This is a genomic window from Macrococcus sp. S115 (assembly GCF_030067655.1).
Classification (GTDB): domain Bacteria; phylum Bacillota; class Bacilli; order Staphylococcales; family Staphylococcaceae; genus Macrococcoides; species Macrococcoides psychrotolerans.
Genome location: NZ_JASJES010000001.1, coordinates 415,745 through 439,177 on the forward strand (window position 1 = coordinate 415,745; position 23,433 = coordinate 439,177).

General features: G+C 37.9%; 20 protein-coding genes. 4 read left to right on the forward strand and 16 right to left on the reverse strand.

Annotation, left to right across the window (positions count from 1 at the left end):
* Window positions 1-41: 41 nt before the first annotated feature.
* The 6 genes from QNJ52_RS02070 to QNJ52_RS02095 all read right to left on the reverse strand — a co-directional run bounded on the left by QNJ52_RS02070 (window position 42) and on the right by QNJ52_RS02095 (window position 10,463).
* Window positions 42-1,034: a hypothetical protein gene (locus QNJ52_RS02070; RefSeq protein ID WP_219494232.1), complete on the reverse strand. Its 993-nt coding sequence runs from the start codon at window positions 1,032-1,034 to the stop codon at window positions 42-44.
* A complete protein-coding gene (gene addA / locus QNJ52_RS02075) occupies window positions 1,034-4,480 on the reverse strand; it encodes a helicase-exonuclease AddAB subunit AddA (RefSeq protein ID WP_283721761.1) in 3,447 nt (1,148 codons plus the stop codon). The genes QNJ52_RS02070 and addA overlap by 1 nt, the downstream gene beginning before the upstream one ends.
* Window positions 4,464-7,820, reverse strand: coding sequence for a helicase-exonuclease AddAB subunit AddB (gene addB, locus QNJ52_RS02080; RefSeq protein ID WP_283721762.1), 3,357 nt, complete (start codon window positions 7,818-7,820; stop codon window positions 4,464-4,466). Before addB ends, addA begins: the two co-directional genes overlap by 17 nt.
* A 61-nt stretch (window positions 7,821-7,881) precedes the next feature.
* Window positions 7,882-8,430: a signal peptidase I gene (lepB, locus tag QNJ52_RS02085; protein WP_283721763.1), complete on the reverse strand. Its 549-nt coding sequence runs from the start codon at window positions 8,428-8,430 to the stop codon at window positions 7,882-7,884.
* Window positions 8,431-8,463: 33 nt separating this feature from the next.
* Window positions 8,464-9,030, reverse strand: coding sequence for a TVP38/TMEM64 family protein (locus QNJ52_RS02090; RefSeq protein WP_283721764.1), 567 nt, complete (start codon window positions 9,028-9,030; stop codon window positions 8,464-8,466).
* A gap of 95 nt (window positions 9,031-9,125) precedes the next feature.
* Window positions 9,126-10,463 carry a glucose-6-phosphate isomerase gene (locus tag QNJ52_RS02095; RefSeq protein WP_219494223.1) on the reverse strand — a complete coding sequence of 446 codons (1,338 nt, stop codon included), beginning with the start codon at window positions 10,461-10,463 and terminating at the stop codon, window positions 9,126-9,128.
* 220 nt (window positions 10,464-10,683) lie between these two features.
* On the opposite strand from QNJ52_RS02095, the gene QNJ52_RS02100 reads away from it, so the two are divergent.
* Together QNJ52_RS02100 and argH are read left to right on the forward strand one after the other, a co-directional pair.
* The gene (locus QNJ52_RS02100) at window positions 10,684-11,892 is read left to right on the forward strand and encodes an argininosuccinate synthase (protein WP_219494221.1); all 1,209 of its coding nucleotides are present in this window, start codon (window positions 10,684-10,686) and stop codon (window positions 11,890-11,892) included.
* The gene (gene argH, locus QNJ52_RS02105; protein ID WP_283721766.1) at window positions 11,885-13,258 is read left to right on the forward strand and encodes an argininosuccinate lyase; all 1,374 of its coding nucleotides are present in this window, start codon (window positions 11,885-11,887) and stop codon (window positions 13,256-13,258) included. The genes QNJ52_RS02100 and argH overlap by 8 nt, the downstream gene beginning before the upstream one ends.
* Before the next feature lie 40 nt (window positions 13,259-13,298).
* Here argH and QNJ52_RS02110 read toward each other — a convergent pair whose 3' ends face one another.
* The 3 genes from QNJ52_RS02110 to QNJ52_RS02120 form a co-directional block, all read right to left on the reverse strand.
* Window positions 13,299-14,459 (reverse strand): iron-containing alcohol dehydrogenase, encoded by a 1,161-nt coding sequence (locus tag QNJ52_RS02110; protein ID WP_283721767.1) that lies wholly within the window; start codon window positions 14,457-14,459, stop codon window positions 13,299-13,301.
* A gap of 84 nt (window positions 14,460-14,543) precedes the next feature.
* Window positions 14,544-15,362, reverse strand: coding sequence for an ABC transporter permease (locus tag QNJ52_RS02115; protein WP_283721768.1), 819 nt, complete (start codon window positions 15,360-15,362; stop codon window positions 14,544-14,546).
* A 13-nt stretch (window positions 15,363-15,375) separates the two neighbouring features.
* A complete protein-coding gene (locus tag QNJ52_RS02120; RefSeq protein ID WP_283721769.1) occupies window positions 15,376-16,176 on the reverse strand; it encodes a WecB/TagA/CpsF family glycosyltransferase in 801 nt (266 codons plus the stop codon).
* 130 nt (window positions 16,177-16,306) lie between these two features.
* Between QNJ52_RS02120 and tagH the strand changes: the two genes are divergently transcribed.
* Complete coding sequence (tagH, locus tag QNJ52_RS02125) at window positions 16,307-17,098, forward strand: teichoic acids export ABC transporter ATP-binding subunit TagH (protein ID WP_283721770.1); 792 nt, start codon at window positions 16,307-16,309, stop codon at window positions 17,096-17,098.
* Between the two features lie 55 nt (window positions 17,099-17,153).
* On the opposite strand, the gene QNJ52_RS02130 is transcribed toward tagH, so the two are convergent.
* The 7 genes from QNJ52_RS02130 to QNJ52_RS02160 all read right to left on the reverse strand — a co-directional run bounded on the left by QNJ52_RS02130 (window position 17,154) and on the right by QNJ52_RS02160 (window position 22,982).
* Window positions 17,154-18,398 (reverse strand): Glu/Leu/Phe/Val family dehydrogenase, encoded by a 1,245-nt coding sequence (locus QNJ52_RS02130; RefSeq protein WP_099482529.1) that lies wholly within the window; start codon window positions 18,396-18,398, stop codon window positions 17,154-17,156.
* 93 nt (window positions 18,399-18,491) lie between these two features.
* Window positions 18,492-19,685, reverse strand: coding sequence for an ornithine--oxo-acid transaminase (locus tag QNJ52_RS02135; RefSeq protein WP_219494215.1), 1,194 nt, complete (start codon window positions 19,683-19,685; stop codon window positions 18,492-18,494).
* A gap of 60 nt (window positions 19,686-19,745) precedes the next feature.
* Window positions 19,746-21,290, reverse strand: coding sequence for an L-glutamate gamma-semialdehyde dehydrogenase (pruA, locus tag QNJ52_RS02140; RefSeq protein ID WP_219494213.1), 1,545 nt, complete (start codon window positions 21,288-21,290; stop codon window positions 19,746-19,748).
* A 131-nt stretch (window positions 21,291-21,421) separates the two neighbouring features.
* On the reverse strand, window positions 21,422-21,790 hold the full coding sequence (gene ygs / locus QNJ52_RS02145; protein ID WP_219494211.1) for a S1 domain-containing post-transcriptional regulator Ygs: 369 nt from the start codon (window positions 21,788-21,790) through the stop codon (window positions 21,422-21,424).
* A 66-nt stretch (window positions 21,791-21,856) separates the two neighbouring features.
* Window positions 21,857-22,111, reverse strand: a complete 255-nt coding sequence (locus QNJ52_RS02150; protein WP_219494209.1) for a DUF1871 family protein — start codon at window positions 22,109-22,111, stop codon at window positions 21,857-21,859.
* Window positions 22,095-22,298 carry a hypothetical protein gene (locus tag QNJ52_RS02155; RefSeq protein WP_219494207.1) on the reverse strand — a complete coding sequence of 68 codons (204 nt, stop codon included), beginning with the start codon at window positions 22,296-22,298 and terminating at the stop codon, window positions 22,095-22,097. Before QNJ52_RS02155 ends, QNJ52_RS02150 begins: the two co-directional genes overlap by 17 nt.
* 93 nt (window positions 22,299-22,391) lie before the next feature.
* On the reverse strand, window positions 22,392-22,982 hold the full coding sequence (locus tag QNJ52_RS02160; protein WP_283721772.1) for a peptidylprolyl isomerase: 591 nt from the start codon (window positions 22,980-22,982) through the stop codon (window positions 22,392-22,394).
* A gap of 63 nt (window positions 22,983-23,045) precedes the next feature.
* On the opposite strand from QNJ52_RS02160, the gene QNJ52_RS02165 reads away from it, so the two are divergent.
* Window positions 23,046-23,423: a kinase-associated lipoprotein B gene (locus QNJ52_RS02165; RefSeq protein WP_283721773.1), complete on the forward strand. Its 378-nt coding sequence runs from the start codon at window positions 23,046-23,048 to the stop codon at window positions 23,421-23,423.
* Window positions 23,424-23,433: the final 10 nt, after the last annotated feature.

Below are 23,433 nucleotides of genomic sequence, written 5' to 3' on the forward strand. Positions count from 1 at the left end.
ACAGAAAATAAGATGACGTTTCATTGTTTTAGAGTTATTTTTCAGATTTTTTTGAATTTATTATTTTTTACATGAAGAATTAACATCAAAACGACGAATACGGCACTTATAATTACAGTCAATATCAAGCTTTCTGTCATCATTACATTTAAGTTCTCTGGTGGAAATGCACGGAACCACCCTGTAAATAGCAGTGTGGCACTGATCTCGACGATGGCAATAAAAGCCATAAAAGTAATGACATCACGTGGAGTGACATGAACATTGCGGTCGAGTAACATAGCGATAGCTAGTCCTTGTAATAATGATCCGGACAACGTAATGATAAACTGTGTCCAGTCAAAAGTGGTGCTAAACAGCTGCAACTTAGCTGCTGTTCCTAAAGTTAACAGTATAAGTGCTAGTGGAAGCTTGAACTGCGTGATTCGTGCACGTCCTAAAAGCATAGAAGGTACGATAACACAACATAGCACGATTGTATAATGCCACAGATGCGAGTTGAACAGTTCTCTGTTCAACTGTAAGATTTCTCCGTAATGAGAAGCGTTGTATGTGCCAATAAATTCCTGGAATGCATTAACATTAAGAAATGTCTCCTTGTCACCATAGAGTAACAAAGACGGAATTAAAATAGCGATGAACAGCACACTTATCAATAAACAGGCGATGCTGATATAAAGTGTACGTGAATATGCTCCGATGAACTTATAAATCATATTCGTGACAATAAGTCCTAGCATCATCATAAATATGATACTCATTCTTGAATGTACTAATATGAGAAGCCCACCAATAATCAAGTAAGCCATCATTCTGCGTGTAAGTTGCACACGTGCCAGAAAATAAGCGATGACCGGAATCATTGTAAACAAAATGATAAATAAGTAAGTTTCTAGCACAGGGAGTTCTTCTTGCGCATAATAATCGAATGGATTAATAAATTCAACAGGCTGTGCACTTAAATATATAAAGTGCAGCCCGTAGATTAATAAAACGATTCCCATCATACTGTATTTAAGCAATAATTTTATCATTACACCTCAACCATTCCCGCCTCAAAGAAATATAGATATCCAGTTACAGGTTCATCTAATATAACTTCCAGCGTCTTCTTATAGTAATTCATCTGAACTTCGTAACGAAGCTTCAATTCTGCTAGTGTTTCCTCTGTCGTGCGGCTGAGCCGTGAGATTACTTTATCTGTCTTATAATCGATAAAATAGTAATGTCCGTCAAACTTAAATACACAGTCAATCATCCCCTGGACAAGCTGATCTGGATGACTTTGTGTGATATACTGCTTACCGATAACAAACGGCAGCTCAAAGTAAACCTCGTCTGCATGAACCAATCTGTCATAAAGTACAGTCTTTGTGAACTGATAAATATGTTTTTCGTTGATGAGCGGTCGTTCCTCATCTGAAATAATGCGACGCTCTACTAAATCATCAAGAAAATGCTTGATATCCTCTGATTCCACATTGTTCAGGCGCGGCAGATGCTGCATTACTTTATGCATAAGTGTTCCATATTCAGCTGCCGTCTTCTTCTCTTCAGACATAAACTTTGGACGATCATAAGTCGCTTTACCAAGACGATATTGATTGATATATGTCCAGGCAGTGGCTTCATCATCTGTTTCCTGTGCTTTCTTTATTTCTGACACACTTTCTTTTGTCGGTAGCAAATTCTCACTTAAATATGGATAGCGGTACTCTTTAAGTTCCTGTAGCCATGTTACACCTTCAGCTTCATTAGATTCAGCTGTTTCTGTAGCTTCATTTTCGGGTGTGTTCAGCGTACGAATAATACGAACGTCAATAGAGGCATCATGTAATGCAATCGGTGCGATAAGCTGCAAAGGACTAAGCGCACTGAGTCTATAGTAATCATCCATCTTTTTATCGACTTCTACATTCTGAAACTTCTCTATCACTTTATCGTCTTTGACATTTCCTACAAGCACCAGTTTTTCACGGGCACGCGTAAGCGCAACATACATCAACCTCAACTCTTCAGACACTTGTTCATTACGAATCTTCGTCTTAAACAACTGATTGATTGCTAACGGATAAGTCGTATGCGCCGCCTTATCATAGAAATTAATGGATAGGCCAAGACGTTGATTCAGCAGCAGCTGTTCCTTTGTTTCCATCAAGTTGAACTGGCGGTCAATATTGTTATAGATGACAAAAGGAAACTCTAATCCTTTAGAGGCGTGGACTGTCATCATTCTGACAACGTCCGCTTCATCTGAAACAATATTCATCTCACCAAAGTCTTTACCAGCTTCAAGTATATTGTCTACAAAGCGAAGAAACTGATAGATACCTCGGTAACTACTCTGTTCAAACTGCTCTGCCTTTTGTAGCAGACCTTCCAGATTGGCTTGTCGCTGGTGGCCTCCTGGCAGTAAGGTAAACTTTTCAATGAGCAGCGTGTCATTATATATGTAATCGATTAAGTCCTTCACACTCACTTTTCTACTTTGTTCACGATAATCTGAAATATCAGCGAGCACCTTCTTCACCTTATGCTTAAGCTGTTCATTTTCACCATTGACACTATATGCGAGAAGGTTATGGTAAAGATAGACTGAACAGTCGGATCTCAATGCGGAAAGTTCATGAGCATCAAACTGATAGATGATGCTGCGCAAGAGCCCAGCTAAAGGAATATCCTGTAATGGATTATCTACCACTCTTAATAAACTTAAAGTCGTATTAATTTCGTCCGTCTGGAAATACCCTTCTTTACTATTCACATGAAAAGGAATCTTGCGGTCTTTCATCACTTTCATATGCTCTGCCGCATTGCTGAATCCACGCTCTAAGATTGCGATATCTTTATACTGAGCTGCACGGTACTCACCCGTCTTAACATCATAAACTTTTTCTTGTGCAATAATCTGTTCAATGACATCGGCAATATGATGAGAAGCATAGTATTCGATATCATTCAGTTCCTCTTTACTCAGAAGATGCAGTTCTGTATGCTGTGACACGTCGTCATACGGTGCACCATAATATAGCATCTGTGCATCATCATAGATGATATCGCCAAGTTTCTCATCCATTATTTTAGAGAATATTTCATTTGTATTGTCGATGACAGAACGACGTGAACGGAAGTTTTGAGAAAGATCGATGACTTTACCAGGTCCGCCTGATTTGAAATGACTGTATTTCTCCATAAATAGTTCAGGTTCTGCCTGTCGGAATTTATAGATGGATTGTTTCACATCTCCGACCATAAACATATTATCCTCACGTTTGATCGCCTGAATGATACTTTCCTGTACACGGTTTGTATCCTGGTATTCATCGACGAGAATCTCCTTATATTGCGCCTTTAGCATGTGTGCAATTTCAGTCGGCTCATCATTATGGATTAATATTTGCAGAGCGAAATGCTCATAATCGCTAAAATCTATCAGTTTACGCTCGCGTTTAAGCTGGCTGAATCTATCGATGACCATCTGTGTTATACGTGTCAATCGTTCTACTTCAACCGACATGGCACGAATATCATCAGCAAGTTCTGCTATTGGTGCATATAGATAGTTTTCCTGAATATTTGATACCAGCTTCTTACTCTGTGCTAAATATTCTTTTATGCCTTCATTTAATTCTTTATCGTACGGATCATCGCTCTTTTTCATATTTGGTTTGCGACCAAATTGAATACTTTGAATAAATGAGAATTTATCTTCCAGCGCTTTAGGAAACTGTTCCAGCTGCTGACGTATTTTCTGTAGATATTCAAGGTTTGTATCTAATGCCGCGCTGATACATAGATCTTCTGCACGCTTAATTAACTGGATCGCCTGCAGCAGTTCGTCATTAATCTGTTGATTAATCGATAAGAAATAACTGCTGTCTATTGAAACGTCACGATATGAAGCCGCAATCGCGTCTAGCCATCTCGAAGGATGACTATTCGCAATCGCAAAGTCGTACATCTTCACTAATGTCTTTCTCACGTAATCATCTTTACGGTCTGATGAAAGGTGCAGAAGTAACGTCATATCATCCGGATGTGCAGCTTCATAAACTGTTTCTAATACATCATCGATCGCCTGCATGAGTAACAGCGCACGTTCTTCTTCAGAAGCGGTTCTGAACGTCGGATCAAGATCAATTGTATAATAGAAACGCTCGATTAAATTAAGACAGAAGCGATGCAAAGTCGATATATCTGCTTGATGCAATTTGATGAGCTGCGTTTTGAGATGTTCATTATGAGGTGCATCATTCAACGCTTCTTGCAAGCGATTAAAAATACGGTGTTTCATTTCTTTCGCGCTTGCATTTGTAAATGTAACGACGAGCAGTTCATCAACATTGACCGAGTGATCGATGACCTTTCTAATGATACGTTCTACAAGCACTGCTGTCTTACCACTACCCGCCGCTGCTGCAACGAGTGTATCCTGTCCTGTTGTCACTATCGCTTCTTGCTGACTAGCTGTCCATCGCATCTTTATTCACCGCCTTCATAATTTCATTTAATGGGTCGATTTCTTTATCAAACGTTCTGATATCCTCCTGGTTTAATATCGGATCTATATGGCATACCGATTTAAACGCACAGAACTGACAAGGGTTCAGCTTATCGTATCTTACAGGATTGATACGGCTGTCTCCTTGCAATATATTTTGTGCTGTATGCATAAACTGCTGTTTATTATGCTGAATAAGTGCATGCATTTCTTCTAATGCAAGCGTTCTGGAGCTTCTCTTATTAAACGATCCGTCATTCTTTAACATCGCGGGAACGATTTTCGATTTCTGTCCCGCTTCAAGCGTCGTGTCCATATCTTTTGCGATCTCTATGTCATCAAGGATAAACCCCTGCATACTATATTTATTAAATCGTTCATCGAAGAGTTGCTCTGCACCTTGCTTCACGTTAAATGAAAGTTTTGGATTGTACACATGAAAATAAAGCATCCCTGCTGGTATTACATCACTCTTCAGTCCAAGCCGTGCAGTGTTTGAAAGCACGACGTCCATATAAGTCAGCATCTGCATTTGCAGTCCATAATAGACCTGCTTTAAGTCAAGATCAGTCTCACGTGATTTATAATCGATGATGCGCACATAATCTTTATCTGTTGATGGGAGTATATCGATTCTATCAATCTGTCCGGTAATCTCGATCTGTTTATTCTTTCCGAAACGATAAATTTGCGTATCCAGTGCGCCACCTTTACCAAATTTCGTCTCAAAACGCGCCATCTTAAAGTTGCTGTACTTCGTCTGACGTTGAATCGCAGTGAAAGTCGAGAGTAAAATTGTCCTGATCTGTTTAACGATATATTGATAGTAATGTTTAGAATACAGCACTTCATAATGAACAGAAGGCAGTGACGCTTTCAAATAGTCGTCGATTTCTGAAGCGATGACAGCGGCATCCACTTGCAGCACCTGATCCTTAAACTTCTCACTTAAGTGTCGCAGTGCATCATGAAAGATATTGCCAAGCTGGAATGACTGAAATTGATAAGGCAGACGTTCCTTTAATTTTAGACCATGGTTTGCAAAGTGTTTGAATGCACATTGGTTAAATGTTTCAAACCTTGAGACGCTAGCCTTTATCGTATCGCCATAAAGATGCGACACTTCATGTTCGGCGAGCATCTCTGACTGATTTCTGTAATGTCTCAGCTTAAATACATGTTCAAATTGCGGATCTGTCTCATACACTGCAATAACATCTGACCAAGTATCGTCTTCAATATGTGACACTGCATGTTTAATACCTGCCTGATACGTTGTGATACAGTCTTGCGGTTTCATATCATGCGTCATATCCTGAACCTCAAGGTGTAACTGTCTCTCTAGCCGCGCTAAATACCTTGAAGGACGCATCGCTTCCTGGTTCATATTCATTAAACTGTATGATATGTATACCGAATGCTGTGCATGTGTCACAGCATTATAGAATACAAACCATTCATCCTGTATCAGTACATCCGTTGTCGGTGCAAGATGAATATCCCCTATTTCCTGCATCATACGTTTTTCCTGGTCCGTAATCAGCGCATCTTCTTTCATCGGTCGAGGCAGAATATCATCATTGACCCCGCATACGAATACATACTTTTTATTTTCTACCTTTGCAAGATCAAGGTTTAATATCTGTATCTGGTCGAGTCCTTGAGGTGGTGCATTATATTCAAGTGCCAAGAACCCAACATCTATAATATCGCACATCACCTTATAATCTAATGTCACTTCATCCATAATCAATACGAAATCATCCAGTACCTGATTTAGTCCAGTTAGAATCTGATCAAATGTCAGCGCAATATACTGCTCGCCGTTGTCTTTAGCCATATCTTTATGCTGCATCAAATATTCTGGCATCGAAATTGACAGCATAAAATTATAGATTGCACTTGCAAATGCACGTCCGGACTGCGCGTTCACTATCCCTTCCTTAAAAGGTTCTATAATCGATAGCATATACTCGATATATTGTAGTAATGCATCCCATTGGTCTTGTTCATAGACATCCTTTTCATCATAAAATAATTTACGTTTATGAATTAAATCATCATAATACATGCCACGCTCAATCATAACGTTTTCTAGCATATCAATAAGAAGCAGATCTTCTCCTCTCTTAAATTCGTGTGCAATCAAACCTGTCTTCAGTGCTCGAAATAGATGTTCAATACGCATATTTGTCTTAAATGCATCCAGTAATGAACGAATCAGTTCAATTGCTTTATGGTGAATCATTAGTTCTTTATAGTCCGTATGATATGGAATCTCATGCTTACGGCACACATCAATCAGCTGCTTGACATAACTTTCATCACGATAGAGTACTGCAATATCCTTAAATCTCTCCCCATTTCTCACGAGGTCCATTATTTGGTGTGCGATATGCGCAGCTTCAGCTGGTACAGATGCATGCTGTGATAAATGTATATGCTCCGGGTGACTGATTGATACTTCACGTGAGAAACTGTTTTCAAGCGTGTTCAGTTCGTCATTGAAACGATAAGGAACATGCATATTGTCGACATGATATGTTAATGCGCGCTCATGCAAATAAGTTTTAATATGATCTAACGTTTCTGTCGTCTTTCTAAACAGTACAGGGTCTGTCTGATCGATTGTCAATGCGATTGTCAGTGATTTCGCATGCTGTGCTAACGACTGGATGACCATATATTCTACAGTCGTAAAGTTATAGAAACCATCAATGTATATATCCGCATTACGGATTGTCTCTGATGTTTCTATCATTCTACATAGAGAAACGAGCATATCCTCTGTCTGCATATACCGTCCGCTCATCTTCTCCTCTAATGCTGTATACACTTCATATATGTCATGCAGCTTATCTTTCGTGCGCACTTCCATTTCTTTTCCGAGCAGTGTATAAACATCGGGCGGTGTGACATTATATTTTTTTAGTTCTGAGATGACTGCTGCCATCTTCTGACTAAAGCCAAAATATGCGCTTGTCGACTGAAATCTCTTTAATTCATCTTTATGTTCGTTGAGTATCTGATACGTCAGCATTTCAACGCCACTGTTTGAAATATGCTGCAGCTCCGTGCTTCCTTCTTCGCTTTCAAGTCTCCAGAACAGTCGATCAAAGGAATAGATTGCTGTACGCATACTTCCTTTAATCATCGCATCATGACTTAACGCCTGTTCAATCTGAAAGGTACTTTGTCTTGGTGCAATCATGATAATTGGATCACCAAGCGGTTGTCCTTTCAGCTGTAACTTTATCCTTTCAATAATTTCATAGGTTTTCCCTGTCCCTCTTCTGCCGAGTAATAATTGAACTGTCATCTGTTTCCTCCTAAAAAAACAACTTTACAAACAGGAATATTTTGTAAAGTTGTATCTATATTTATTGTGGATTAAAATTCACATGAAATGTATCTAGCGGCCAATATCTTACCTGTACTTCTCCTACAACTTGCTGCTCTTTGATCAATCCGAAACTTCTGCTATCATTACTCGTCTCTCTGTTGTCTCCAAGAACAAGCAGCTTACCTTCTGGAATGACCGATTTACCGCCCGCACCAGATAGATCACTTACTTTGAAATTTTCTGTAAGCAATATATTCGTCTTAGCAATTCGGTTTTCCTGAAGGTAGGGTTCTTCAGTACGTTCACCATTAATATATAAAACATCATCCCTGTATTCTACTTTATCTCCCGGCTTTCCTATAATACGTTTAACATAATCTTGAGTACTTCCTGTATGAAAGACGATAACATCGCCATTATGCAGTGTACTCATCTTATTAACGATGACCTTATCATCATCAGTGAAAGTCGGATACATTGAATCGCCACTTACAGAATAAGAAATAAAGAAGAATGTCTTTACAACAAAATATAATACTGTAGCAATGACAATCGCAATCAGCCATTCAATAAATTCCCGCTTCAAAAGGAGCACCTCAACTTATTTTATATTAATCACTTATCTTTCCAGATGCCGCTCAATTCTTTTACCAATCCACCACAGAATCACGAGCACTATAATAACAATTATACTCTTTTCAGGTGCTTTCACAAAGGAATATATATCGTTACCGATAAAGCTTAAAGTAAACAACATAATCGCTTTTCCCAATAGAACGACCCATAAATATTTCTTTATATCGAGCGTGCTTAGACCTGCCACAATATTGACCAGACTGGAGGGTGTGAATGGAAAGCAGAGTAACAAAAATAATGGCAGCATCCCTCTGTCATCTACTCTTCTTATAAACTTTAATGTCTGCGGATGTTTGCTTAATCGTCTTAAAAGTCGATGCTGACCATAGGTTCTCACTAAAAGCGTAACACAATATGCACCAGCTACTGCACCGCTCCATGTAATTAAGAATCCAAGGATCAGACCATAAGCATTCACATTAACAACGGCAAAGACCATAATCGGTAATATCGGAATAAATGCTTCAATAAACGGCAGAAGAAAAGCAATAATAATGCCGAGACCTTTAAATCGTTCAAGCAATTCCAGTAAGTGCGCTTCTGTAAACAAACCCTCACCTCACTTTTATGTGATTATAATGTAAATATTAAAAAAAACAAACTATGAACAGTTCATAGCTTGTTTTAAGAATAACATGACATATATTATTGAAGTCTTGCTTCTAGTTCTGCCTTCTTGTCTTCAAAGCCCGGTTTCCCAAGCAATGCGAACATATTCTGCTTGTACGCTTCAACCCCTGGCTGGTTAAATGGATTAACACCGAGCAAGTAGCCGCTCATCGCAACACTTAACTCGAAGAAGTAAACAAGGTAACCGAAAGTAAATGCATCTAACTTCGGTACTTCAACGACGAAGTTTGGTACCCCGCCATCGCTATGTGCAAGTAGTGTCCCCTGGAATGCTTTCGTGTTGACGAAGTCCAATGTTTTACCTGCTAAGAAGTTCAGACCATCTAGATCATTCTCATCCGCTTCAATTGTGACATCGCTTCTTGGTGTCGTTACTTTAACGACCGTTTCAAAGATATCACGACGCCCTTCCTGAACGTATTGACCTAATGAGTGAAGGTCCGTTGAGAAGTTCGCGCTTGATGGATAGATACCTTTAAAGTCCTTACCTTCAGACTCACCGAATAGCTGTTTCCACCACTCGTTGAAGTATTGAAGACTCGGTTCGTAATTGATTAACATCTCAATCGTGTACCCTTTGTTGTATAAAATATTACGCAGCGCTGCATACTGATAACTGATGTTCTCTGTAAGTTCTGATGAACTCAGTTCATTACGTGCACTCGCAGCTCCTTCCATCATCGCATCAATATCATGGCCTGCTGCTGCAATCGGTAATAATCCAACAGCTGTTAATACTGAGAAGCGTCCTCCGACATCATCCGGCACGACAAATGTTTCATAGCCTTCAGTTGTGGCAAGTGACTTTAATGCACCTTTAGATTTATCCGTAGTTGCATAAATACGAGATTTCGCGCCTTCTTTGCCGTATTTCTCTTCCAATAGTTTCTTAAATACACGGAATGCAACAGCTGGTTCCGTCGTTGTACCAGATTTAGAAATCACGTTCACTGAGAAATCTTTGTCCTGAACATATTCAATTAAATCGTTCAAATAGCTTGATGATAATTGGTGTCCTGCAAAGATAATCTGTGTCTTATCTGATTTCAGGTGATCAAATGATTTATTCAGCATCTCGATTGCAGCACGTGCACCGAGATAAGACCCTCCAATGCCGATAACAATTAACACGTCGCTATCTGCATTTATCTTCTTCGCACTTTCTTTAATACGTGCGAATTCTTCCTTATCGTAATCTACCGGTAAGTCCAGCCATCCTAGGAAATCGCTACCTGCACCACTACCTTCATGGATTACATGATGAATATTTTTCACTAAATCCTGCATCTGTGTCAATTCATGATCTCCTACGAACGATTTTGCCATGTCGTAGTTAAATTTAATATGCGTCATTTCTATTCCTCCCGTTCATAGTTTCACAATCATTGTACTCGATTCAACTTAAGTTCACAATCCATAACGCTTTATAAAGTGCTTATATCTTAAAAATTGAAATATTTATATTTTTATTCTAAAAAATGAATATTTATACTTGATTTTAGTTATGCATACTGATACATTATTATGTATATTAATTAATAAAATAAATTCAAAAACTAATGGGGGAATTGAAATGAACGAAAAACAAAAAGTGGTATTAGCATATTCTGGAGGATTAGATACTAGCGTCGCAATTCAATGGTTAATCGAGAAAGGGTATGATGTTATCGCATGCTGCCTTGATGTCGGTGAAGGAAAGGATCTCGCACACATTAAAGAAAAAGCACTCAAAGTTGGCGCGATTGAATCGATCATGCTCGATAAGATTGAAGCATATGCAGAGGACTACCTATCATATGCAATCAAAGGGAACAGCCTTTATGAAAATACATATCCGCTTATTTCAGCACTGAGCAGACCGCTGATCGCTGAAGCGCTTGTAGAAGTTGCACATCAACATGAGGCGAAGTTCATTGCACATGGCTGTACAGGAAAAGGAAATGACCAGGTGCGTTTTGAAGTTGCGATTCATAGTATCGATCCATCTATTACGACACTTGCGCCGGTTCGTGACTGGGGATTCAGTCGTGAAGAAGAGATTGAATACGCTAAAGCGCATGATATTCCCGTGCCTATCAACTTAGATTCACCCTACTCAATCGATCAGAATTTATGGGGCAGAAGTAACGAATGCGGCATCTTAGAAGATCCCTATGCCACACCACCTGAAGATGCATATGACTTAACCGTATCACCGAAAGATGCACCAGATGAAGAAGAAATTATTGATATCACTTTTAAAGCAGGACTTCCAGCTGCATTAAACGGACAGTCTTTAAAATTGCACGAAATCATCAAACAGTTGAATGAATTAGGAGGCAAACACGGTGTCGGCAGAATCGACCACGTTGAGAATCGTCTTGTCGGCATTAAATCACGTGAAGTATATGAAGCACCAGGTGCAATGATCATCCTTAAAGCACATAAAGACCTTGAAACAATCACTTTAACGAAAGATGTACAGCATTTTAAACCCTATGTTGAGCAGCAGTTTGCTAACCTTATATATAACGGCTTATTCTTCTCTCCACTTGCCGATCATCTGAAACATCTGTTAACAGATATGCAGCAATACGTTAATGGCGAAACAAAGGTCAAACTCTATAAAGGAAATATCACAGTAATCGGCAGAAAAAGTGATAACACTCTGTATAACGAGAAGCTCGCAACTTATACGAAGGAAGATACATTCAATCAGCAGGCAAGTGTCGGATTCATTGAAATCTATGAACTTCCAGTGAAGCAGGCAACGAGAGTGTATAGAGGTGATGCACATGAGTAAAGCGCTATGGGGTGGCAGATTTAAAGAAAGTATGAGTGAACAGGTCGCCGACTTCAATCAATCGATTGAAGTTGATGCGAGACTGTTCTACCAAGATATTAAAGGGAGTATCGCGCATGTTACGATGCTTGAGAAGACGTATATCATCACTTCAGATGAAGCGAATCAAATTATCAATGGACTACAGGACATTAGAGAAGACTATGAAGCGGGTAACGTGACTTTCAAAAAAGAACTAGAAGACATCCATCTTAATATCGAGAAACTGCTGATAGAAAAAATCGGCCCTGTTGGAGGAAAGATGCATACCGCTCGTTCAAGAAATGATCAGGTCGCAACAGATATGCACTTGTATGCAAAAGAGATGACAGAGGCCATCATTACATCTATAAAAGCATTACAACACGTCATAATCGATTTAAGCAAGCAGTACCATACAGTAATTATGCCGGGATATACCCATCTTCAGCGTGCACAGCCGATTCTTTTCAGCCATCATATTATGACATATTTCTGGATGCTGGAACGTGATAAAGCAAGATTCAGTGAAGGCTTAAAACGCATCAATATATCACCACTCGGTTCAGGAGCACTCGCAGGAACGACCTTTCCCATTGACCAGCAGTATACAGCTTCACTGCTCGAATTTGATGATGTCTATGCAAACAGCATCGATGCAGTAAGCGACAGAGACTATGTACTCGATATAATGCATAATATTAATCTTCTTATGATGCATCTGTCTCGTTTCTCTGAAGAGATTATTCTTTGGTGCAGCGAAGAATTTAAATTTGTAACTTTAAGTGATGCCTATACTACAGGTTCATCCATTATGCCGCAGAAGAAGAATCCAGATATGGCCGAACTCATACGAGGTAAATCCGGAACAGTGGCAGGTAACTATATGGGACTGCTGATGACGATTAAAGGTTTACCACTTGCATATAATAAAGACTTGCAAGAAGACAAGAAAGGATTCTTCGATAGTATCGATACAGCATTGCAGTCTGTTCAAATATTCACTGGTATGATAGATACGATGGAAGTCAATGCGGCACATCTAACAGATATCACACAAAATGATTTCTCAAATGCGACGGAACTTGCAGACTATCTCGTGACGCTCGGCATCCCTTTTAGAGACGCACATGAAATAACAGGACAACTCGTACTTTACGCAATTGATAACAATATCCTGCTAAAAGATATTCCATTAGGCCATTATCAAACGGTTAATAAAGATATTACGAATGATATATATACGAAGCTCAACCCCGAACATGCAGTAAATAGAAGAATCAATGACAATGGTACAAGTACAAAAAGCGTGATGAAACAAATTGCAAAAGCAGAAAAATGTATGTAAAAAAGCAGCGGAATCCGCTGCTTTTTATTTGCGTACTGATTTATAACGCTGCTCTATAGATTGCCAGTATATCTTCACGTTGTAACTTATAGAAGTTACCGAATGGGCCATAGATTAAAGTTTTATCTGCAAATGCTTCTAAATCTTCAGCGTTCACTCCGTAATCAGATAACTTCTGCTTCGCTCCTAGACTTGTCCAGAAGTTCTGAAGTTCATCAATCGCATAATTGATCTTGTCTTCATCTGATAAAGATGCCTCTACATTGAATACATCTTCAGCAAACTTCACAAAACGTGCTGGAGACTGCTTACTTACATAACGCATCCATTCAGGGAATAATATCGCAAGACCTGCACCGTGTGCAATATCATAGACGGCACTTACTGCATGTTCTAAGTTGTGCGTTGCCCAGTCACCAACGTAACCTAGACGCAGGAAACCGTTTAATGCAACTGTTGATGATAGCATCAATGTCTCACGTGCTTCGTAATTTTTAGGGTCTTTCACTGCAATTGGTCCAGTCTTCATCACAGTCTTCAGTACGCCACTGATCATTTGGTCTTGTACTTCTGTATTATCCGCTTCGTTAAAGTACTGTTCTAATAGGTGACTCATGCTATCAATAATACCATTTACCGTCTGATGTTCTGGTAATGTGTATAGCACTTCTGGATTTAACAGACTGAACTTAGGAAAAACAAGTGGCGAACCCCATCCTAACTTCTCATTCGTCTCCCAGTTTGTAATAACACTGCCTGAATTCATTTCAGAACCTGTTGCCGATAAAGTTAATACCGTGCCAAATGGTACAGCATCATCTACTTGTGCTTTACGTGTAACGATATCCCATGCATCACCATCATATTTACTTGCAGCTGCAATCAATTTCGTACCGTCGATGACAGATCCACCACCTACTGCTACGATAAAGTCGATATTATGCGCTTTCACAATTTCTACACCTTTGCGTACTGTTTCAACACGTGGATTCGGTTCGATTCCAGCAAGTTCAAATACTTCAAAGTCTGATAGCTTTTCCATTACTTCGTCGTAAAGACCTGTCTTCTTAATGCTTCCGCCACCATAGGTAAGTAGTACTTTATTCCCGTTGCTATAGGCTTTCACCATATCGTTCAGCTGTTCCAGACTTTCTTTTCCAAATACTAGTTTAACTGGATTATAAAATGTAAATTGATTCATTGCTTCCTCCTGAATTAAAAATGACATAATACGCAATTAAGCATATTATGTCATAGCTACTAATAGATATTCAAATATTTGAACTTATATGAAGTCACTGAAACGTTCTCTGAATTTTACATGGAGGATTGAGCCGAGAATAAAGAAAAGCAAAACAAATCCAAGATTATATAATGCTAACTTCCAATGTTCTACTAAGTACCATTCATGATATAGTATAGCACTTCTATAGCTTTCCGCTAAGAAGTAAACAGGATTCAATTTCATTATAAATTCTACTATTTGCATCTTTTCAGATGTACCTTCTGGTAGCCATAATATCGGAGAGATGTAAAATAACACTCTTAATAATGCTTGAACAGCCATCTGTACATCTCTGACAAGGACACCAAGTGTTGATGTAAACATTGTTACTGATAGACTGAAAATGTATACGAACGGTATATAGATTAAGAGCTGCAGCATATGTATGGATGGTTTAATTCCTGACAAGAAACAAATACCAATAATTAGCCCTAATAATATAATATGTGTATAAAATTTACTCATTAAAATATAACTTGGAATCGTGGATAAAGGGAAATTCATTTTAGCAACTTGACTATACTTCATCGAAATGGACTTTGTACCTTCCAGAATACCTTGATTCACAAAGAACCACATACTTATACCAACAAGCATCCATAAGATAAATGGCACACCATGAATATCTGCACGTCCTCCTCTTATACCAATGCCAAAGACAAAGTAATAAACACCGATTTGAATAAGTGGATTAATAAATTCCCACGCAAGGCCTAAATAATTATCATGTGTCGATATTTTAATTTGAAATTGTGCAAGTCTTTGAATTAAATAAAAATTTTTAAACTGTTCTCTTAAAACAACGCTTACAGGATTCATAATATCCTCTTTTCTATTCTTTTTCTTTTAGATGTTTATATGGATCATATTTTTCGTTAAACATTTGCTTCCTAACTTCAATCATAAATAATGGAATTGTTACCGCTCTTTTAAATCGTTTAAAATCAGTCAATATTCTATATAGCCATTCTAAGTTCATATTAATAAAAACTTCAGGTGCTCGTTTAACATTACCACTCAATACATCAAACGACCCTCCTACCCCCATGAATACAGTATGATGAAAATGATGCTGATTAAAATATATAAAACTTTCTTGTTTTGGAAAGCCCATTGCTACAAATACATAGTCGGGCTCAAAATCTTTTAACTTCTTTAGAGTTTTTTTATCATCTATTTCTTTATACCCATGCTTGGAGTTAAAGATAATATTTGGATATCTCTCTTCTAATTTCTGCTGGCATTGCTTAACCGTCTTTTTTGAACTGCCCAGAAGGAAAACCTTTTTATTTCTCATATTCGCTATTTCTAGCATTCCTTCCATCAATTCAATACCAGGCACACGGGATTTCATAGGTCTGCCAAGGTGCCTAGCTGCTTTAATAATACCGATACCATCAGGTACAATCAAGTCTGCCATAGAAATACGCGTCATATAACTCGTATTTTTTTTAGTCATATATGTAATTTCAGGATTTGCAGTTACTATAAATAAATTATCTTTTGTAGGTATAGTATCAAATTTTTCAATTATTTCTAAAGTTTCTTCTTTTGTTATATCATTGAAAGGAACATCTAATACATCACATATTGCTGTATGGATATTATATCGTTTTAAAAGTTCATATGTCATTGGTCAAGATGTACAAGACATCCATCACCTCTTTGCAATTTTCTAGTATAATGTATATTATAATATACAGTATTTAAACATTCTTTACAATCTCTTAATATTTACATTTTTTTATATAAGGATGAGTATAATGAAACCAACTGTTAAATTTGAAAATGTCACAAAGGAATACAAACTCTTCAATAATAATAAAGATCGATTATTAGATATCATTTTACCCAAGAAAACAAAAAGGTTTTATGCTTTAAAAGATATAAACTTTGAAGCATATGAAGGGGATATTGTCGGCTTAGTAGGAATCAATGGATCAGGAAAATCAACAATCAGTAATATTATCGGTGGGAGCGTAGCTATTACTGATGGAAAAGTCGTTAGAAATGGTCAGGTGAGCGTTATCGCAATCGCAGCTGGCTTAAACGCGCAATTATCCGGCTACGATAATATAGAGTTTAAACTGTTGCTCATGGGATATTCTAAATCCAAAATCAAAGAACTTACACCTAAAATTATTGAGTTCTCTGAATTAGGTGACTTCATTTATCAGCCCGTAAAAAAATATTCTAGTGGTATGAAATCGAAACTAGGATTTGCAATCAGTATTAATGTTGATCCTGATATTCTGGTTATTGATGAAGCATTATCTGTAGGCGATCAGACATTCACTCAAAAGAGTTTAAATAAAATCCACGAGTTTAAAGATGCTGGTAAAACCATTTTCTTTGTAAGCCATAATTTAAAACAAGTAAGAGAATTTTGTACTAAAATAATGTGGATTGAAGCCGGAGAAGTTAAAGCTTTCGGAGAAACAAATGAGATTATGGACCAATACGAAAATTTTCTTAAAGATTATAAAAAGAAAAGCAGTAAGGAGCAAAAAGCATTTCGTAACAAATTAAATGAAAAAAGACTTTTCTATAAATAGAATAATAAAACCGAGCATAATAACAATTATGCTCGGTTTTATATATTTATTAATCTTAAGCCCATCCACGGTAACGTGCAGCTTCTGCTGTTCGTTTAATACCGATAATGTATGCTGCTAGACGCATATCAATATTTCTGTTTTGTGATAATGTATATACATTATCAAATGCAGTTACAAGCTTATCTCTTAACTTCTCATTAACTTCTTCTTCTGTCCAGTAATAGCCTTGATTATTCTGTACCCATTCAAAGTACGATACAGTAACTCCACCTGCACTTGCAAGTACATCTGGCACAAGTAGAATGCCGCGTTCAGTTAAAATTTTAGTTGCTTCAGGTGTTGTTGGACCATTTGCAGCTTCAACTACGATATCTGCTTTAATATCATGTGCATTATCACCAGTAATCTGGTTAGAAATTGCAGCTGGTACTAGAATGTCACAATCTAATTCGAATAATTCCTTATTAGTAATTGTATCTTCAAAAAGATTCGTTACTGTACCGAAGCTATCACGACGATCTAATAGATAATCGATGTCTAAACCATTCGGATCATGTAAAGCACCATATGCATCTGAAATTCCGACAACCTTAGCGCCAGCATCATATAAGAACTTCGCTAAGAAACTTCCTGCATTACCGAAACCTTGAATAACTACTCGAGCATCTTTAATCTGCTTACCACGACGTTTTGCTGCTTCTTCAATCGCAATTACTACTCCTAATGCAGTTGAACGGTCACGTCCTTGTGATCCTCCAAGTACAATCGGTTTTCCTGTAATAAATCCTGGAGAGTTGAATGCATCCATCATGCTGTATTCATCCATCATCCAAGCCATAATCTGACTGTTTGTAAATACGTCCGGTGCTGGAATATCTTTCGTTGGACCTACGATTTGAGAAATCGCGCGAACATAACCACGAGATAAACGTTCAACTTCATGAATACTCATCTGACGTGGATCACACACGATACCCCCTTTACCCCCACCGTATGGTAGATCAACGATACCGCATTTTAATGTCATCCACATTGATAAAGCTTTCACTTCATCTTCATCAACATCCGGATGGAAACGTACCCCACCTTTAGTAGGACCTACAGCATCATTATGCTGAGCACGGTAACCCGTGAAAGTTTTAACCGAACCATCATCCATTCGTACTGGAATACGTACTGTTAATAGACGTAATGGTTCTTTCACTAAATCATACATACCTTCATCAAACCCTAATTTTTCTAAAGCTTCATGAATAATTTCCTGTGTAGATGACACTAAGTTAGTAGTTTCTGACATTTTATTCGCCTCTTTTTATATTCTATAATTCTACATTGTTAATTGTAACATATTAAAAAACTTTTAAAAGTCTAAAATTGAAAACGCTACCAACTATTTCGAAAATACTTGTTGTACTTTGTCGATCGCCCAGTCTAAATCTTCTTGAGAGATGATCAAAGGGGGTGCAAAGCGGATGACCGTGTCATGTGTTTCTTTACATAGTAACCCTAGTTCTTTAAGTTGTTCACAGTATGGACGTGCTGCTTCATTTAATTCAACACCAATAAATAATCCTTTACCACGAACTTCTTTGATTACTGGGTTGTCAATTTCTTTTAATTTGGACTGGAAGTATTCTCCTAATTCTAAGGAACGTTCTGCTAACTTCTCATCCACTAATACATCTAATGCTGCATTTGAAACTGCACACGCTAACGGATTACCACCAAATGTTGAACCATGGCTACCTGCATTGAACACTTCTAAGATTTCTTTATCAGCTAATACACATGAGATTGGGAATACTCCCCCACCTAATGCTTTACCTAGAATATACATATCAGGGACTACATTATCCCAATCTGTAGCAAACATCTTACCGGAGCGTCCAAGGCCTGCCTGGATCTCATCGGCAATAAATAATACATTGTTTTCAGTACATACATCGCGCACTTGTCTTAAAAATCCATCTTCAGGAATATTGATACCTGCTTCGCCTTGAATTGGCTCAAGTAATACCGCAGCAGTGTTCGGTGTTATAGCCGCTTTAATCTGTTCGATATCATCAAACTCAACAAGTTTAAAGCCACCCAATAACGGACCATAGCCACGTTGGTATTCTGCTTCGCTTGATAATGATACGGCGGCCATCGTACGACCATGGAAGTTTCCTTTCATCGCAATGATTTCAGCTTGATCTTTCGCTACACCTTTAACATCATAAGCCCAGCGTCGTGCTGCTTTAATTGCAGTTTCAACTGCTTCTGCACCTGTATTCATTGGTAATACCATTTCTTTACCTGCAAGTTTACAGATCTTTTCATACCAGGGACCTAATTGGTCACTGTGGAAAGCACGTGAAGTTAATGTCACACGGTCAGCCTGATCTTTCAATGCTTGAATAATCTTTGGATGACGGTGTCCTTGGTTTACCGCTGAGTACGCTGATAACATATCCATATATTTGTTGCCTTCCGGGTCACTTACCCATACCCCTTCAGCTTCTGAGATCACGATTGGTAGCGGATGATAGTTTGGCGCTCCGTAATGATTTGTAATTTCGATAATATCTTGAGATTTAGTCATTATTATTCCCCTTTTTTAAAAACAGTAGTGCGGCGCACTACTGTTTAGATTTTATATAGATTAAAGCATTTCGGAAGTTGTACGACCTTGCATGTGTAGTACTAAGTAGTCCGGTCCGCCTGCTTTAGAATCTGTACCTGACATTTTAAATCCACCAAATGGCTGGTATCCAACGATTGCACCTGTACATCCACGGTTGAAGTATAAGTTACCTACCATGAAGTCACGACGTGCCTGTTCTAGATGTTCACGATTATTTGTAATAACCGCACCTGTTAAACCGTAGTCTGTATCATTTGCAAATTCGATTGCTTGCGTGAAGTCTTTCGCTTTAGTAATTCCGACAACAGGACCAAAGATTTCTTCCTGCATTAAGCGATCATCATGTTTTAGATCAACGAAAACTGTTGGATTTACAAAGTTTCCAACTGACTCCTCAGTTGTTCCACCTACAAGTAAACGTCCTTCAGATTTACCGATTTCAATGTATTCTTTAATTTTATTTAATGATTTTTCATCGATGACAGGTCCCATGAAATGTTCATTCGTCTCTGGGTTCCCTGCAGATAACTTTTCAGTTTTCTCTTTAACTAATGCAACAACTTCATCGTATACATCTTCAACGATGACTGCACGAGAACATGCAGAACATTTCTGACCTGAGAAACCAAACGCTGATTTCACGATTGATTCTGCTGCTAATTCAATGTCTGCTTCAGAGTCAACAACGATTGTATCTTTACCACCCATTTCAGCGATGACACGTTTTAAGTTTAATTGTCCTTCATGAACCTTCGCTGCACGCTCATAAATATGAATGCCAACGTCGCGGCTCCCAGTAAATGAGACAAAGCGTGTATCTACGTGATCTACGATGAAGTCCCCAATATCACGGCTTGAACCTGGAATATAGTTTACTACACCTTTAGGCATACCCGCTTCTTCTAATACTTCCATAAACTTATATGCAACAACCGAAGTATTACTTGAAGGTTTAAGTAGTACAGTGTTACCCGTAACTAGAGGTGCAACTGTTGTTCCTGCCATGATTGCTAATGGGAAGTTCCAAGGTGAAATAACAACACCCACACCTAGAGCGATATAGTCATAACGGTTATATTCACCTGGACGGCTCTCAACTTTTGCGCCATCTTTAAGACGTAACATTTCACGTCCATAGAACTCAAGGAAGTCGATTGCTTCAGCTGTATCTGCATCCGCTTCGTTCCAAGGTTTACCAGCTTCTTTAATCATGATCGCTGAGAATTCATGTTTACGGCGACGAATGATTGCAGCCGCTCGGAATAAGATGTCTGCACGCATTTTAGGGTCTGTATTTCTCCATGTTCTGAATGTTTCTTTAGCAACTTTCATTGCTTGTTCAGCATGTTCTTGTGTTGCTTGTGATACATTACCGACTGTTTCTTCACGATTCGCCGGATTATATGAACGTACTTTATTATCCGTAAAGATACGCTCACCCCCGATAATGAGCGGATAGTCTTCTCCTAAATATCCTTTTACTGTTTCGATACCTTTTAGCATCGCCTGTTTATTCTCTTCTACAGTGAAATCTGTAAAAGGTTCATGTCTGTACGAAATCATTTAATATTTTCCCCCTTAGTATTATGGTTAGAAAACCCTTACATACATATAATGAACAATTTCTTTCAATAGTTCAACCCTAAATGCTCGAAATTTTACAAAAATTATTTATACATGTTCGCGAATAAAAATTATAGCTTTAATCCGCGTTCTATCCACCCGGGTAAACGTTCTTGAAGTGTCTCAAAACCAATAGATTCAGGCTCATTGAGCTGCTCCAGTACCGAACGTTTCGTTTTCTTTCTTTCTTGTTTCTTAAAGTATTCATTTTCTTTCAAACTTAAGTTGAGTTTCCCATCTCTTGAAACATTCAATACTTTAACCTTCACAATCTGTCCTACTGATAGCAACAAATTTAAATTGTGGACATAATCGTTCATTACTTCTGAGATATGGATCAGACCTTCAGTATGATCCTCAGTTTCAACGAATGCACCATATGGCTGAATGCCTGTAACCTTTACTTTTATAAACTGTCCCTTTTTATATGTCTTCTTCATCTTCATCCCTCATTTTCTTAAGCTTATTTTATCATAATTAAATCATTAAAAAAAATCATGTGAAGTCTACACTTCACATGATTGATCTAATGCATATATTTGTACCAGAACATCTGCTATTTCTGTTTCAGAAAGAGATGCGTCAAAACTGAATAGGAAGACATCTTGAATCTTTTCAATTGTGATTTTGTAAGGCAGTTTCTGATGAATGATATCCATGATTTCGTAATACTCCATATCGCCCTCGTTTGCATCTTCAAGCTGCATCGGATTCCATTGGTTTAAAATTTGATACATCTTAATATTAAATTCTGGATTCATGGTCTTTATCCTCTTTTAATCTTTGCATAACTTCTGCTTCAAATGCTTTTAACTTTTTCTCTTCCGCTTCTGAATTCTTCTTAAAGAAACGATATGTGATATAAGCAAGGACCATAAAAAAGATCAGCGAAATGACTGCAGGTATATACTCCCACTTATTTTCAGGGAAATATAGAAATTCCATCATAATAACTTCACACTCCTAATTTTATTATTATAACATGATGGATATAAAAAAAAATCATAAGTCATGACGATTTCATGACTTATGATTGATTAATTATTGAATTTCAATACGTTCGATAATCACATCTTCAAGAGGTTTATCTTGCCCGCCTACTTTTACTGCTGCAATAGTTTCTAACGTATCTGCACCTTCAACCAACTGACCAAATACCGTATGTTTCTGGTCTAACCATGGTGTGCCTCCATGTTCAGCATATGCATCAACAATTTCTTCTGGCCAGCCACCTTGCTTTAATTGTGATAACATTTGTGCCGGCACTTGTTTCATCTGTACGATAAAGAATTGTGAACCATTTGTATCCGGCCCTGCATTTGCCATCGATAATGCACCGTATAGATTGAAAGCTTCCATAGAAAATTCATCTTCGAATTTGTCACCATAAATACTTTCTCCACCCATGCCAGTACCAGTTGGGTCTCCACCTTGAATCATAAAGTCATTGATTACACGGTGGAACGTAATGCCTTCATAGTATCCTTTTTGTGATAACTGAATAAAGTTCTCTACAGTCTTTGGTGCAATTTCAGGAAATAACTTAAACTTCATTACACCTTTATTTGTATGCATTGTTACGAGTTTTTCATTTTCAGAAACTTCTGTACTTAATTGAGGAAAATTAGTCATTTTTCTCTCTCCTTCATGATATGATGTTTACAATAAACCATTTTAACATAAAGGATGATGAATATGTATTTTAGACTAATGCATAAAACAGGAATTTATATTGTAGAACATCTGGAATCAAGACCAAACGGCGAACTTGTCCAGGTTATAAACGTTATCACCCACCCCACTCAAGGTGATCTACATAACCGTAACGAAGTGGAAAATGTCTTTTTCCATGAACGCCGTGCACTAAGCTTCAAAGAAAAACGCATTGTTGATAAAAATTTATTGAAGCCTTATGAAGCAGCTCCTCTATCCTATGAAGAATCACTCCGTAATGCTATCAGTAAGATGGAAGACAAACTTAATAAAGAGGATAGTGCATTTAATCAGCAGTCATTGGCAATGCTTCGAAATTTAAAGGGAGAATATGAAAGACAATATAAAGTTAAATTTTAAAGTTATATTG

Coding starts and splice junctions, on each gene's coding strand:
- QNJ52_RS02070 (WP_219494232.1), bottom strand. CDS start 1,034: ATGATAAAATTATTGCTTAAATACAGTATGATGGGAATCGTTTTATTA.
- addA (WP_283721761.1), bottom strand. CDS start 4,480: ATGCGATGGACAGCTAGTCAGCAAGAAGCGATAGTGACAACAGGACAG.
- addB (WP_283721762.1), bottom strand. CDS start 7,820: ATGACAGTTCAATTATTACTCGGCAGAAGAGGGACAGGGAAAACCTAT.
- QNJ52_RS02095 (WP_219494223.1), bottom strand. CDS start 10,463: ATGACGCATATTAAATTTAACTACGACATGGCAAAATCGTTCGTAGGA.
- QNJ52_RS02100 (WP_219494221.1), top strand. CDS start 10,684: ATGAACGAAAAACAAAAAGTGGTATTAGCATATTCTGGAGGATTAGAT.
- argH (WP_283721766.1), top strand. CDS start 11,885: ATGAGTAAAGCGCTATGGGGTGGCAGATTTAAAGAAAGTATGAGTGAA.
- QNJ52_RS02110 (WP_283721767.1), bottom strand. CDS start 14,459: ATGAATCAATTTACATTTTATAATCCAGTTAAACTAGTATTTGGAAAA.
- QNJ52_RS02115 (WP_283721768.1), bottom strand. CDS start 15,362: ATGAATCCTGTAAGCGTTGTTTTAAGAGAACAGTTTAAAAATTTTTAT.
- QNJ52_RS02120 (WP_283721769.1), bottom strand. CDS start 16,176: ATGACATATGAACTTTTAAAACGATATAATATCCATACAGCAATATGT.
- tagH (WP_283721770.1), top strand. CDS start 16,307: ATGAAACCAACTGTTAAATTTGAAAATGTCACAAAGGAATACAAACTC.
- QNJ52_RS02130 (WP_099482529.1), bottom strand. CDS start 18,398: ATGTCAGAAACTACTAACTTAGTGTCATCTACACAGGAAATTATTCAT.
- QNJ52_RS02135 (WP_219494215.1), bottom strand. CDS start 19,685: ATGACTAAATCTCAAGATATTATCGAAATTACAAATCATTACGGAGCG.
- pruA (WP_219494213.1), bottom strand. CDS start 21,290: ATGATTTCGTACAGACATGAACCTTTTACAGATTTCACTGTAGAAGAG.
- ygs (WP_219494211.1), bottom strand. CDS start 21,790: ATGAAGAAGACATATAAAAAGGGACAGTTTATAAAAGTAAAGGTTACA.
- QNJ52_RS02150 (WP_219494209.1), bottom strand. CDS start 22,111: ATGAATCCAGAATTTAATATTAAGATGTATCAAATTTTAAACCAATGG.
- QNJ52_RS02155 (WP_219494207.1), bottom strand. CDS start 22,298: ATGATGGAATTTCTATATTTCCCTGAAAATAAGTGGGAGTATATACCT.
- QNJ52_RS02160 (WP_283721772.1), bottom strand. CDS start 22,982: ATGACTAATTTTCCTCAATTAAGTACAGAAGTTTCTGAAAATGAAAAA.
- QNJ52_RS02165 (WP_283721773.1), top strand. CDS start 23,046: ATGTATTTTAGACTAATGCATAAAACAGGAATTTATATTGTAGAACAT.